11 protein-coding genes are annotated in these 13068 nt (G+C 63.3%); all 11 read right to left on the bottom strand.

Annotated elements, in window-relative coordinates; translation table 11 throughout:
• Positions 1-9 precede the first annotated feature (9 nt).
• On the bottom strand, positions 10-1542 hold the full coding sequence (locus tag O7B34_RS11020; RefSeq protein ID WP_337146105.1) for a peptidoglycan DD-metalloendopeptidase family protein: 1533 nt from the start codon (positions 1540-1542) through the stop codon (positions 10-12).
• A gap of 165 nt (positions 1543-1707) precedes the next feature.
• On the bottom strand, positions 1708-2367 hold the full coding sequence (locus O7B34_RS11015; protein ID WP_337141874.1) for a protein-L-isoaspartate(D-aspartate) O-methyltransferase: 660 nt from the start codon (positions 2365-2367) through the stop codon (positions 1708-1710).
• Positions 2364-3122, bottom strand: a complete 759-nt coding sequence (gene surE / locus O7B34_RS11010) for a 5'/3'-nucleotidase SurE (protein ID WP_027146802.1) — start codon at positions 3120-3122, stop codon at positions 2364-2366. Before surE ends, O7B34_RS11015 begins: the two co-directional genes overlap by 4 nt.
• A complete protein-coding gene (serS, locus tag O7B34_RS11005; RefSeq protein WP_337146104.1) occupies positions 3122-4426 on the bottom strand; it encodes a serine--tRNA ligase in 1305 nt (434 codons plus the stop codon). The genes surE and serS overlap by 1 nt, the downstream gene beginning before the upstream one ends.
• Positions 4427-4620: 194 nt before the next feature.
• Positions 4621-5496 (bottom strand): twin-arginine translocase subunit TatC, encoded by an 876-nt coding sequence (tatC, locus tag O7B34_RS11000; RefSeq protein WP_337146103.1) that lies wholly within the window; start codon positions 5494-5496, stop codon positions 4621-4623.
• The gene (tatB, locus tag O7B34_RS10995) at positions 5493-6272 is read right to left on the bottom strand and encodes a Sec-independent protein translocase protein TatB (RefSeq protein WP_337146102.1); all 780 of its coding nucleotides are present in this window, start codon (positions 6270-6272) and stop codon (positions 5493-5495) included. Before tatB ends, tatC begins: the two co-directional genes overlap by 4 nt.
• Positions 6273-6302: 30 nt before the next feature.
• On the bottom strand, positions 6303-6524 hold the full coding sequence (locus tag O7B34_RS10990) for a twin-arginine translocase TatA/TatE family subunit (RefSeq protein WP_015317533.1): 222 nt from the start codon (positions 6522-6524) through the stop codon (positions 6303-6305).
• 179 nt (positions 6525-6703) lie between these two features.
• Positions 6704-7459 (bottom strand): SMC-Scp complex subunit ScpB, encoded by a 756-nt coding sequence (scpB, locus tag O7B34_RS10985; RefSeq protein ID WP_027146798.1) that lies wholly within the window; start codon positions 7457-7459, stop codon positions 6704-6706.
• The gene (locus O7B34_RS10980; protein WP_140508733.1) at positions 7456-8259 is read right to left on the bottom strand and encodes a segregation and condensation protein A; all 804 of its coding nucleotides are present in this window, start codon (positions 8257-8259) and stop codon (positions 7456-7458) included. Before O7B34_RS10980 ends, scpB begins: the two co-directional genes overlap by 4 nt.
• 61 nt (positions 8260-8320) lie before the next feature.
• Complete coding sequence (gene nagZ, locus O7B34_RS10975; protein ID WP_337146101.1) at positions 8321-9340, bottom strand: beta-N-acetylhexosaminidase; 1020 nt, start codon at positions 9338-9340, stop codon at positions 8321-8323.
• 164 nt (positions 9341-9504) lie between these two features.
• Positions 9505-13032, bottom strand: a complete 3528-nt coding sequence (locus O7B34_RS10970; RefSeq protein ID WP_337146100.1) for an SPOR domain-containing protein — start codon at positions 13030-13032, stop codon at positions 9505-9507.
• Between the last annotated feature and the right edge of the window lie 36 nt (positions 13033-13068).

The raw sequence follows: 13068 nt of genomic DNA, 5'->3' as shown, positions 1-13068 counted from the left end.
TTTTTTATTCTATTCGAGATAGCCTGACGGATCGACTGGAGCCGAGTTCTTGCGCACTTCGAAGTGCAGCTTCGGCGAGTCCGTCGTGCCGCTCATACCCGAGAGTGCGATTTCCTGGCCGCGCTTGACCTTCTGGCCGCGCTGCACCTCGATCGAGCTGGCATGGCCATAGACGGTGACCAGACCATTCTCGTGACGCACCAGCACCGTGTTGCCGAATTCCTTCAGCCCGTCGCCGGCATAGATGACGACGCCGTTCTCGGCCGCCTTGACCGGCGTTCCTGCTGGCACGGCGATGTCGACGCCGTCCTTGCCGGATCCGAAACCGGAAATCACCCGGCCGCGAACCGGCCAGCGCATCTTGCCGATCCCAGTGGCACCCGGCGCCACCGCGTCGTCGTCCTCGGCCTGCTGGATGACCTTCGCGTCCTTCTTCGGCGGCGTGTAGGATGCCAGCGTTTCCGACGGCGTGGTCTTTGCCGGAGCTTGCGTGGTTGCCGTGGTCACCGGATCGACCTTGGCCGGCTTCGCGCTGGCCACTGTCGCTGTTCCGCCCGCCGGCACCTTGAGGGTCTGGCCGATCTTGAGCAGGCCATCCTTCATGCCATTGGCCTGCTTCAGCGCGACGACGCCGACGCCGGTCTTCCTGGCAATCGAGGACATCGTGTCTCCCGACTGGACCGTATAGGTGCCCGCGGCGCCGGTTGCCTTGGCCAGCTGCGCCGGCTTGGGCTCCTTGGGCTGGCTTGCGGCGGCCGACGCGTCGACCTGAGCCGCGGACTTACCCTCCTTGAGCTTCGGCTGCTGCGGCAGCACGGCGACCTTGTCCGGCGCGGTGGCCGGCAGATCGTGCTTGCCGTCTTTCGCCGGCTTTGCGTCGGCAACCTTCGGCTCGCCCTTGCTTGAATAGCCATAGGCCGGGATGACGATCTTCTGGCCGGTCTTCAGCCCCTTGGTCGGGCTCAAGCCGTTCACCTTCATGATGACATCGGCCGGCACCTTGTAATGCGCCGCCAGGCCGGAAATGGTCTCGCCGTCCCTGACGACGATTTCTGTCGCGTGCGGTGTGCCTGCCTGGGCCATCTTCGGCTCGTCGGGCTGGGCATTCTTGAAAGGCTTGGCGGCCGGCGCAACAGCACCGGTCGTCGTCCTGTCGACATGAGGAGTGGGCCGAACCAGGGCCGGCGCCGATGCGACACGCACCGGATTGGCGGCGGGCGCGAGCGCTGGAGCCGGCTGCGCCTGCGCGGAAGCCGGCGGCGGCAATGGCCGGCTGGAAACCGGTTCGAGACTGGAGCGACTGACCGACTGCGTATGGCTGCCGTCGAGCGGAGCCGCCGACACATCGCCCGGATAGGGCTGCACCGCATCCTGCTTGTTGATGATGGCGCGCTGATTGTTTGTCGAGGAGGTGAAGACGTCATCGACACTGTTGAACCGCGAAGCCTGGGAACTGCACCCGGCCGCCGCGCCCGCAATCATGAGAACAGCGCAGCCCCGCGCCAGATTGCGACTATTTGCCTTCAAAACACTGAGTTGCATCGCACTAACCCGCACAAACGCTGCACCAACTGGACAGGATTAAAGCGCGTTAATGTTACTGGGCGGTTAACCCATTAGAATCCGACGAAAATTTTCTTAAAACATTTGAGGATGGTCGGCGATGCCGATAGCGGGCCCGAAAGAGATCTGGCAGCCGGCCTGAAACTAGATAACCGCTGCCAGGCTGCGCAGAATTGGTTGCAGCCGCACCATACCGATATCCTCGCGTTCGAAACGGCTGCCGACCTTGGTGAGCTTGGCCAGCACCTGCTCGCCCTCCTCCGGCCCGATCGGTGCGATGACGATGCCGCCGCTCGACAATTGGTCGAGCAGGAAGCGCGGCAGGCTGTCGAACGCGGCCCAGGCCACGATGCGGTCAAACGGCCCCTCATTGGGCAATCCGTTGGAACCATCGGCCTGGCGCACGATGGCATTGCCGATGCCGAGCGCCTCGAATCGCTGCCGGGCTTGCTCGACCAGCGTCTTGTAGCGATCGACGGTCACGACGCGCGCCGCCAGCCGCGATATGACAGCCGAAGTGTAGCCGGAACCGGTGCCGATCTCGAGCACGCGGTTTCCCGTTTCGATAGCGAGTGCGGCGATCACCGCCGCCTGCATGTCAGCCCCTTCGATCGCCTCGCCGCATTCGATCGGCAGCATGCGATCCGACCAGGCGATCGGGTGGAACTGCGCCGCCAGGAAGCCGCGCCGGGGTGTCGCCTCGAAAGCCGCGATCAGCGCCTTCGGCACCGTGCCCCTGCCGCGCAGGCGCAGCAGGAAAGCGGCAAATCCTTCGCGATCGTCGATTGGAAAGCCTTGGTTCATGCAAGCGCCTTGCTCAATTGGTCACGGATCTCATGCGCGGTGAGGTCAAGCTGCAACGGCGTCACCGACACCAGCCGGTTGCGCAGGGCAAAGAGATCGGTTCCCTGCTTGCCTTCGACCGGCTCGCGGCCGAAGCGCAGCCAGTAATAAGGCAGGCCACGGCCGTCGCGGCGCTCGTCGACCCACAGGCTGTGGACCAGCTTGCCCTGCGTGGTGACAACAGTGCCGGCCACCTCCTCGGGAAGGCAGTTGGGGAAATTGACGTTGAGCAGCACGCCGTCGGGCAGCGGCGCCGCGACGAGCTTCTTCAGCAGCGCCGGCGCCAGTGCTTCGGTCGTCTCGTAAGGGACGACGCGATCCTCGCCGACATAGCTGTAGCCCTGGCTGAGCGCGATCGACCTGATGCCGAGCAGCGCGCCTTCCATGGCACCGGCGACGGTGCCCGAATAGGTCACGTCATCGGCGATGTTGGCGCCCGAATTGATGCCGGACAGGATCAGGTCGGGGGCGCCGGGCAGGATCTTCCTGACGCCCATGATGACGCAATCGGTCGGCGTGCCGCGCACGGCAAAATGCTTCTCGCTGATTTTTCGCAACCGCAGCGGCTCCGAGATCGAGAGCGAATGGGCATAACCCGACTGGTCCTGCTCCGGCGCCACCACCCAAACATCGTCGGACAGTGTGCGGGCGACGCGCTCGAGCGACGCCAGGCCCTCGGCATGAATGCCGTCGTCATTGGTCAGAAGAATGCGCATTATTTCGATTCGATCTTTTCCAGGCCGCCCATGTAAGGCCGCAGCACTTCAGGAATGGTTACGCTGCCATCCTCATTCTGGTAGTTTTCGATGACAGCAATAAGGGCGCGGCCGACAGCGGTGCCCGAACCGTTGAGCGTATGGACGAAGCGGTTGCCCTTGCCGTCCTTGTCCTTGTAGCGGGCGTCCATGCGGCGCGCCTGGAAATCGCCGCAGACCGAGCAGGACGAGATTTCGCGATAGGAATTCTGGCCGGGCAGCCAGACCTCGATGTCATACGTCTTGCGCGCGCCAAAGCCCATATCGCCGGTGCACAGCACCATGGTGCGGAATGGCAGGCCGAGCCGCTTCAAGACTTCCTCGGCGCATTGTGTCATCCGCTCATGCTCGGCCAGCGAAGACTCCTGGTCGGTGATCGACACGAGCTCGACCTTGTAGAACTGATGCTGGCGCAGCATGCCGCGCGTGTCACGGCCGGCCGAGCCTGCCTCCGAACGGAAGCAAGGCGTAAGCGCGGTGTAGCGCAGCGGCAGTTTCTCATGCGCGGTGATCTCCTCGCGCACGAGATTGGTGAGTGGCACTTCGGCGGTTGGGATCAGGCCAAGCCTGCCCTCCCCGTGTGGCGTGAAGAACAGATCCTCCTCGAATTTCGGCAACTGGTTGGTGCCGAACAGAACGTCGTCCTTCACCATCAAAGGCGGGATGATCTCCTCATAGCCGTGCTCGGTCGTGTGCAGGTCGAGCATGAATTGGCCGATCGCGCGTTCCATCCGCGCCAGGCCGCTCTTGAGCACGGTGAAGCGCGAGCCCGACAGCTTTGCCGCGCGCTCGAAATCCATCATGCCGAGCGCTTCGCCGATCTCGAAATGCTCCTTCACCCAGTTCGGCCGCGTCGGCGCCCTGCCAACGATATGCCTGACGACATTGTCATGCTCGTCCTTGCCGACCGGCACGTCGTCGAGCGGCACATTGGGCAGCACCGCCAGCGCTTCGTTCAGGGCCTTGTCGAGCTCGCGCTCGCGCGCCTCGCCGTTCTGGATGAAGGTCTTGATCTCACCGACTTCGGTTTTCAGTTTTTCGGCAAGGGCGGCATCGCCCGAACGCATGGCGTTGCCGATCTCCTTCGAGGCGGCGTTGCGGCGCTCCTGCTTGGTCTGCAGTTCGGTGACATGCTCGCGCCGCGCCTCATCCCGGGAGATCAGATCATCGACCGTGGACTGCGCCTCAGCCGACGGCCACGAGCGCTTGATGAGCGCCTCGACAAGGGCCTTCGGGTTGTCGCGAATCCATTTGATGTCAAGCATGGTTTGAACGCTCCTCGGGTAGCATGTCGCCCAAAAGTGCGCAGCGGTTTTGGGACAACGACATGCTCAAAACAAAAACTGAAACGCACCGCCTTTATGGCGATGCGTTTCAGTCAGAGGGGGTAAACCGCATCCTTGATCGATGCAAGATGGGCTGATTGCTGTTTTCCGCTGCTGTCGCAGCCCCCGTTGTCCTACGAAGCAGCTGGCGCTGGCGGCTCGTCCGGGGCCTTGTCCGCCACGGTGTCGCCGGCTTCCTGCTTCTCGCGGGCAAGCCGCTGTTTTTCCTGATCGCGCTCGATCCATCGCGCGGCCCAGATGGAGACCTCGTAGAGAAGGATGGTCGGAAGGGCCAGACCGATCTGGCTCATCGGATCTGGAGGTGTCAGCACCGCGGCCACGATGAAGGCGATGACGATCGCCCATTTGCGCTTTTCCGCCAGCGCCTTGGACGACAGCATGCCGACACGCGTCATCAGGCTGGTCACCACCGGCAGCTGGAACACCAGACCGAAGGAGAAGATCAGCGTCATGATGAGGCTGAGATATTCCGACACTTTCGGCAGCAGGGAAATCTGTACCTGGTCGTCCGTGCCGACCTGCTGCATGGCGAGGAAGAACCACATCACCATCGGCGTGAAGAAGAAATAGACCAGCGAGGCGCCCATCAGGAACAGGATGGGCGATGCGATCAGGAACGGCAGGAAGGCATTGCGCTCGTTCTTGTAGAGGCCGGGCGCGATGAATTTGTAGATCTGCGTGGCGATCAACGGAAAGGCGATGACCATGCCGCCGAACATGGCGAGCTTGACCTGGGTGAAGAAGAACTCTTGCGGCGCGGTGTAGATCAGCTCGACCTTGTGCGGGTCGAGCCCCGCCCATTTCGTCGCCCATTTGAAGGGGACGACCAAAATGTTGAACAGCCGCTTGGCGAAGAAGAAGCAGACCAGGAAGGCTACGAAGAAGCCACCGAGCGACCAGATCAACCGCCTGCGCAACTCGATCAGGTGCTCCATCAGCGGCGCCGACGATTTTTCGATCTCGTCCTTTTCCTTGTCCGAAACGCTCACTTGGCGGCTCCAGCCGTCTTTTTGGTCGCCTGCTTCTTCGCCGGAGCAGGCTTCGGTTCGGCTTTCGTCCCAACCTTGGCGGCGGTCGACTTGGCGCCGGCAGGCTTCGTCACGGCCGCGGCTGCAGGCGTTGCCGCTGTCGTGGCCTTCGTCGGCGCCTTGGGCGCGGGTACGGCTTTTGCCGTCGGCGCGGGTGCGGCTTTTGCCGTCACCGCCTTCGCGGACGTCGAGGCCTTGGACGGCGCCTTCGCAGCCGGTGCCGTCTTCGCGGTTTTCTTAGCTGCCTTCGGCGCAACGGCAGATTCCGTGGATGCCGCCACCGCCGATTCATCGGTCATCGCCCGAAAAATCGGGGCTGGTGTCGTGGCTTCAGGCCCGTTCACGCCAGGCATGGTCGTTGCACCGTTCTTCAACGGCTCGGCCGCCTGTGGCGTCGAAGCGGCGGGCGCCGACGGATCGGCGGCTGGTTTCGGCTTCATCGCGGCGTCGACGCCGGCGCGCACATCGGCCGCCGCCTGCTCGAACGGATTGAGCTGCTTCTTGATCTCGGCGACCGGGCTCAGGCCCCTGAGCTCGTCGACCGACTTCTTGACGTCGTCGAGCTCGGCTTCCTTCAACGCCTCGTTGAACTGCTTCTGGAAGTCGCCCGCCATGGCGCGCAGCTTCGCCGCCGTGCGGCCAAAGGTGCGCAGCATGTTGGGCAAATCCTTTGGCCCGACGACCACGATCATGACGATCGCGATCACCAGCATTTCGGTCCAGCCGACTTCAAACATGGCAATCTGTTCCGACTAGAACTCTTTGGCTCAGCTCTTGCTGGCCTTTTCCTTCGCGGCCGAAACGGTCTCATCGGCACGGTGTTCGACGGTGCGCTTGTCGTCGGCGACGTCGTCGTCGGCCATGCCCTTCTTGAAGCTCTTGATGCCCTTGGCCATGTCGCCCATCAGCTCGGGGATCTTGCCGCGGCCGAACACCAGAAGCACGATGACCAGCACGATCATCCAGTGCCAAATCGAAAATGAACCCATAGCAAATCTCTCTCGAATGGTTTCCCTGGCGATGATCTATGCGTTTTCGCGTTGGGATTCAAACACAACCGCGACAGAGTTTATGAAAGGGTGTCGGATGTCACGCATTTTCAGCGAAGCGGCCCGCTACCAAACGGCGCATGTAAAGGCGTAAAGCGGCTTTTGATAGGCGCTCGTGGTCAATCTTCCGTGACGCGCGGCGTCAGCAGACCGAGCTCCTCGAGATCGATGTCGGTCAACGGATCCTCGTCCTCGGTCAGCACGTCGGGATCGGCGGGCGGCTGCGGTATGGAGAAGTTCGATGGCATGCGGCCTGAGAGCAGACCGGCGCCCTTCAGTTCCTCCATACCCGGAAGATCGCGGATCTCCTCGAGCGCGAAATGGTCGAGGAAGGTTTCGGTGGTGCCATAGGTGACGGGACGGCCGGGCGTTTTGCGCCGGCCGCGCATGCGCACCCATTCCGTCTCGAGCAGCGTATCAAGCGTCCCCTTCGAGGTCTCGACGCCCCTGATGTCCTCGATCTCGGCGCGCGTCACCGGCTGGTGATAGGCAATGATCGCCAGCACCTCGAGCGCCGCCCGCGACAGTTTTCGCTGCTGCACCGTATCGCGGCTCATCAGGAAGGCCAGGTCGCCGGCGGTGCGGAACGCCCAGGCGTCGCCCACCCGCACCAGATTGACGCCGCGCCGGGCGTAGATCTGCTGCAGCTCTGTCATGGCGAGGGCGACGTTGATGCCATCGGGAAGCCGTGCGGCGAGCTGCTTTTCGCTGACGGGCTCGGCACTGGCGAACACGATAGCTTCGGCCATGCGCACGGCTTCCGCCATATGCAGCCGCTCGGCCGGATTCTGTACCGAAGCCTGGTCGATCTCACCCTCTTCCGGCTCATCGTCCATCTTGAAAGGAATAACCGAAGCGTTGGCGCGTTCGCTCATGATGCCACCTCGACTGCCTTGATTGTCTGTGCGCGGTGGTCGCGCAGATAGATCGGTGCGAACACCTCGTCCTGCCGCATATCCATCTTGCGCTCGCGCACCAGTTCCAGTGTGGCCGCGAACGAACTGGCGATCGCGGTGCGCCGCTCTTGCGGGCTGGTCAGATATTGGATGAGGAAGCTGTCGAGCGTCGTCCAGTCGCGCAACGAGCCGATCAGCCGGGTCAGGATGTCGCGAGCATCCTTGAGTGACCAGACGCCGCGCCTGGCGATCGTCACATTGGTGATCGCCTGCTTCTGCCGCTGCTGGGCATAGGCGGTCAAGAGATCGTAGAGCGAAGCCGAATAAGTGTTGCGCTTCTCGATGATGACCATTTCCGGCATGCCGCGCGCGAACACGTCGCGGCCGAGCCGGTTGCGGTTGACCAGCCGCGCCGACGCGTCGCGCATGGCTTCGAGCCGCTTCAGCCGGAATTGCAGCACCGCCGCCAGTTCCTCGCCGCTTTCGCCCTCTTCTCCCGGCTGCTTGGGGATCAGGAGCTTCGATTTGAGGAAGGCCAGCCACGCCGCCATCACCAGATAGTCGGCGGCAAGTTCGAGCCGCAGCGCCCTGGCCGTCTCGACAAAGGTCAAATATTGCTCGACCAGCGCCAGGATCGAAATGCGCGCCAGGTCGACCTTCTGGGTACGGGCAAGATGCAAGAGAAGATCCAGCGGGCCTTCGAAGCCGGCCACGTCGACGACCAGCGCCGGGTCGCCCGTCAACCGTGACTCATCGTTCTCGGCCCACAGACGGTCCATCGGTGCAGCCTTCGCGGCCTTGCTTTCCAATGCTTCCGCCACTGCCTGTCACGTCCTCTTGCTAGGCCACCGCGTCGAAATAGGTGGCGAATTCGGCACGGATCTCGGTTTCTTCGGCCGCGTCGCGCTTGCTTATATAGGTCATCGCCCGCTTGGCGCGCTCCAGCGACTTGCCTTCAAGCCCCGTGGTGCGTGATGCGATGCCCGCCATCTCCTCAAAAACACCGTTGCAGTGAAGGACCAGATCGCAGCCCGCCGCAAGGATCGAGGCCGCCTTTGTCGGGAAATCCCCAGAAAGTGCCTTCATCGACGTGTCGTCGCTCATCAGCAGTCCATCGAAGCCGATCTCGCGTCGAATGATCTCGTCGATGACCTTGCCGGAAGTCGTCGCCGGGTTCTTGGGGTCGATCGCGCTGTAGACGACATGCGCGGTCATTGCCATCGGCAGATGGTTGAGCTCGCGGAACGGAGCAAAGTCGTGCCGCTGCAGATCGCTGAGCGAGGCGTTGACGACAGGCAGTTCGAAATGCGTGTCGGCAAAGGCCCGGCCGTGCCCCGGAATATGCTTCATCACGGGCAGCACGCCACCCGACATCAGGCCCTCGGCCGCGGCGCGGCCGAGTTCGATGACCGGGCGCGGATCCTTGCCATAGGCGCGCGCGCCGATGACATCGCTGGCCCCTTCGATCGGCACGTCGAGCACCGGCAGGCAATCCGCCGATATGCCGTAGCGCAGCAGGTCGAATGCATGCAGCCGTGCCATCAGCCAGGCGGCGCGGGCACCGGCGTCGTGGTCATCGCGCCACAGCGCCCCAAGCGCGCCACCGGCCGGATAGTTCGGGGCCAGCGGCGGCCGCAGGCGTTGTACCCTGCCGCCCTCCTGGTCGATGAACACCAGAGCGTCGGGGCGTCCGATACAGTCGCGCATTTCGGCGACCAGATCGCGGATCTGCTCGGCCTCGCCGATATTGCGGGCAAACAGGATGAAGGCCCACGGGCATTCGTTGCGATAGAAATTGATTTCTTCGCGGGTGAGCGATTTCCCGGCACAGCCGAGGATCATGGATTTTGATTCGGTCATTTCAGGAGTCTAGGGCTTCGCGCGATCAAAGGGAATCATGCCTGACCGCATGCGGCGGACTGCAAGACATGCTTCCACATGAAAAAGTCAGGCATATGAATATCGCTATATGAAAAAGCCGGCGTGGCCTTGGGCCGCGCCGGCTTTGAGAGATGGATCGACGTCTAGCGCGAGACGAAGCAGTTGCCGCCCGCAGCCTTGTAGCTGGTGCACAAATTGATGGCATCGTTGCGCGACTGGGCCGGAACGCGGACGCGGTAGAACGTGCCCTTGCCGGCAATCTCGGCCTTGACGATGTTGGCCGTGCGTCCGGAAAGCACGCTGCCATAGCGGCGCTGCAGATCCTGGTAGGTCGACTGGGCGCTGTCCACCGTCGGCTGCGAAGCGATCTGTATCGACCACGAACCGCTGCCAGTCGCGGTCGAGGCCGGATCGATGGAAGCGACCTGATCGGGCTTGACCTCGCCGACCACGTCGACCGGCTGGTCGGACGGACGCTGCGGCGCGATCGCAACCTTGGCTGGCGTGTTGGCCGACTGTGCCTTGGCTTCAGCCTTGGCAGGCTTGGCGGCGGGCTTCAGGGCCGGCGCATCGTCGGCCTGCGCGGCGGCGGGCGCCACGGTGCCGGTCTGGTCGGTGCCAGTCTGGTTAGTGCCAGTCTGGTCGGTGCCAGTCTGGTCGGCCTCGGCCTGACCGGCAGGCGCCACATGCTGTGGCGCCGGATCGGTCGGCTCCGCCGCGGCCACCTGAGGTGCCGCCGGTGCCGGGTCCTCGCGCGCCACCAGTGAGCCGTCGGATTTGACCACCATGGTCCTGACCTTGCGCGGGGCAACGGCAACAACATTATTGTTGGTGCCCTTGTCGGCGTCCTGCAGGACCTGCGCGATGCGATCCTCCGACTTCGGCGCGGGCGCCGCGTTGTCGGCCGGGGCCGCGCCAGCGGTCGAAACGTCGCCGCCGCCATCCGTGCCGGCGGCAGCGTTCTGGTCGGGAGAAAGATCGACGGCGCGGGCCGCGTCCTTCGCCTGCACGTTCACCGGTTCCTCGACGTTGGTGACAAGCTTCTGCTGGACCGGCTCGGCGGGCTTCGCACCCTTGACCACCGCGTCATAGACCTTGTTGTCCTGGTTCGGCACCACGGCGCCGCCCGGATTTTCCGGCTTGATCTTGATCGGCGAATTGTCGGCCTTGACGATCACCGGAGCTTCGCTGCCGCCCTTGCCGCCCAAGGACAGCGCGAAGGCGCCAAGACCGCCAGCGACCGCCACCGCACCAACAATCGCGGCAATGAACAGGCCGCGCCGGCCCGACGACCTGGCGGCTTCCCGCTCACCGAGGCCCGGAACCGACATCGCTTCGTCCAGTCCGGGATCGTAGTCGAGTTCATCGACGGTAAAATCGTCCGCCTGCGAGACCGGCTGGCTGCCGGGCAGATTGTCGAGATCGAAGCCTTCGGCGGCATCGGCATAGGCCGAAGCCGCCGACGCGCGGGCAGCCATTTCCGCCGGCCGTGCCGCATAGGTCCGCGCTTCCGGCTGATAGGCTTGCCTGGGCTCTTCGGATCCCGGATTGGCCGCGCCATATCCCGGATTGGCCGCGCCATATCTGGGATTGACGCTGTCATAGCCCGGATTGACCCTGTCATATCCCGGATTGACTGCGTCATATCCCGGATTGGCTGCGCCATATCCCGGATTGACCTTGTCATATCCCGGATTGTACCCGGCATTGTAGGATTCGTCGGCATAAGCGGCGGCGCTGGCGTCGGCAGGCGCGACCTCCACGGAATTCATCTCAGTCAGAAGGCTGGCGAATTCGGCGTCGAGATCGTCATAACCGGACGCTGCCGGCTGATCTTCCTCGAAATGCAACTCTGGAATATCGAGATCGTCAGCCAGCGCCACGACACGCTCCGGCACATCGACCGTCTCGACATCGGGCATCTCTTCATAGCTCGAGGATTGCGGCGCCTGCGGTGCCGACACCGGAGCCATATAGGGAGCAGCTGCAACCGGCTCGGCCGAACGGTAAGAGGGGACCGCAGCCACTTCCGGCGCTGCCGTCCTGGCCGCCGTCGAGGCGACAGGCTGCGCGGCAAATGCCGGCTGTTGGGGGACCGGTGTCACGCGGCTCCAAGAACGGGCAGGCTCCGACTGTGCGGAGCGATCCGCCAGCCAATCGAGCGAATCGGCCTGATCCCGCCGGGACGCTGTTTCGTCATGCGAGGCCTGATCCCGCTGGGACGCTGTTTCGTCATGCGAATCGATGCTTTTGGCCAGGGCGGCGTCCAAGGCATCATTGTCGAGATCGACATCGCCCTGTTCAGCGCCATCCGAACCGAAATCCTGGTCATGAAGTTCATCGAGCAACAGGTCGTCGAGGCTGGCGCCGGCGGCCTGGGCGGATCCGGCGTGATGCACATCCTCGGATACTGCTTCATCGAGATCCCAGTCGAGATCACCAACAAGATCGGCGGGTTCCTCCGCGACCTTTGCTGTCGCGCCGAGAGGCGGCTGAACGGGTACCGCGGCCGGCTGGTTCACGACAGGCTGAGCCATGACCGGCTCCTTGGCCGATGGCGGCGTGCGCGCAGTCATGGCGCCAAGAAGCGCGTTCAACTCGTCTTCGAGGCTTCGTTCGTCCGCGATGGGGGCTTGCACTGGCGGCGCAATGGTTGCCACGGGCGCTGCCGACTGCGCCGGAGCCGCGGCGATTTCAGCGACGGGCTCTTCGCCAGGCTGGGCAAACGCCTCGTCCAAATTCAGGTCGAAAGCGTCGTCCGAAATGGCTTCAACACCTGGAATCTCGTCCGTGGTGTCGACGGCATCGGCAAGCAACTGGTGTGCTTGCGTGTCGTCAAAAGCCTTTGGCTCATCCGCCTGAACGTCAAAATCCACGTCGATATCTGCCATGGCGTCGTCGAAGTGACCCACGAAATCCTCTTCGGAGATCGCCTGGGTCTCACTCGCGGTGGCCAGTACAGGTTCTGGATATTCGACAGCAGCCTCTTGGCGCTGATCCGCCGGATGGTCGTCGAGCATCAGCTCGTCTTCGAGCGAGATCGCGACCGCATCGTCGAATTCATGATTGGAGGCCGGCTCGACGGCCACCGGCACTTCGGCAACCGGCGATTCAACGGCATACCGGGTCTCGGCTGCCTCGTCCTCGATATGGAAATCCTGGTCGAGGGAGGCGGCAAGCTCGTCCTCCATTGGCAGATCGTCGTCGAAGGGCGAAACGTCTTCGAGAGAACTGGCGACGGCACTGTCGAAATCGGCGTCAAAGGCAGGCTCGACGGACAGCACAGCTTCCGAGGCGCCAGGGTTCGCATCGCTTGCGGCGACCGCCTGGTCATCGACTTCAGCCATGTCCAGGTGGAAATCGTCATCGAGCGACAGCGCAAGATCGTCGTCCGCCACATCGACGGCCATCGGCTCGAATGCCGGCTCACGAGCCTCGACAACTGGAGCAGCAACGCTATCGACAGCGTCGAACTCGCCCATCAGTTCCTTCTCGAGATCGATGTCGAAATCGCCCTCTCGCGCAGCCCCATCGGTGACAGCGGCTTTCGGCTCGGCCGGCTTGACCGGCTGGCGTGGGTCGAATCCCATGATCCTGGTCAGTTCCGCGAACGGATCATCCTCGCCGATATCGTTGTTGTCGGCTACTCTCAGCTGGGTTCTGTCTGCCATTATTGTTCCCGAACTCGCACTCATTCGGACGCCTTG

This window comes from Mesorhizobium sp. Cs1299R1N3 (assembly GCF_037179625.1).
GTDB classification, from domain to species: Bacteria; Pseudomonadota; Alphaproteobacteria; order Rhizobiales; family Rhizobiaceae; genus Mesorhizobium; species Mesorhizobium salmacidum.
The sequence above is the reverse complement of the archived record's forward strand: the minus strand, read 5'-3'. Positions and strand labels throughout refer to the sequence as shown.

Coding starts and splice junctions, on each gene's coding strand:
- tatB (WP_337146102.1), bottom strand. CDS start 6,272: ATGTTTGAAGTCGGCTGGACCGAAATGCTGGTGATCGCGATCGTCATG.
- O7B34_RS10980 (WP_140508733.1), bottom strand. CDS start 8,259: ATGGACCGTCTGTGGGCCGAGAACGATGAGTCACGGTTGACGGGCGAC.
- O7B34_RS11015 (WP_337141874.1), bottom strand. CDS start 2,367: ATGAACCAAGGCTTTCCAATCGACGATCGCGAAGGATTTGCCGCTTTC.
- scpB (WP_027146798.1), bottom strand. CDS start 7,459: ATGAGCGAACGCGCCAACGCTTCGGTTATTCCTTTCAAGATGGACGAT.
- surE (WP_027146802.1), bottom strand. CDS start 3,122: ATGCGCATTCTTCTGACCAATGACGACGGCATTCATGCCGAGGGCCTG.
- O7B34_RS11020 (WP_337146105.1), bottom strand. CDS start 1,542: ATGCAACTCAGTGTTTTGAAGGCAAATAGTCGCAATCTGGCGCGGGGC.
- nagZ (WP_337146101.1), bottom strand. CDS start 9,340: ATGACCGAATCAAAATCCATGATCCTCGGCTGTGCCGGGAAATCGCTC.
- O7B34_RS10970 (WP_337146100.1), bottom strand. CDS start 13,032: ATGGCAGACAGAACCCAGCTGAGAGTAGCCGACAACAACGATATCGGC.
- O7B34_RS10990 (WP_015317533.1), bottom strand. CDS start 6,524: ATGGGTTCATTTTCGATTTGGCACTGGATGATCGTGCTGGTCATCGTG.
- serS (WP_337146104.1), bottom strand. CDS start 4,426: ATGCTTGACATCAAATGGATTCGCGACAACCCGAAGGCCCTTGTCGAG.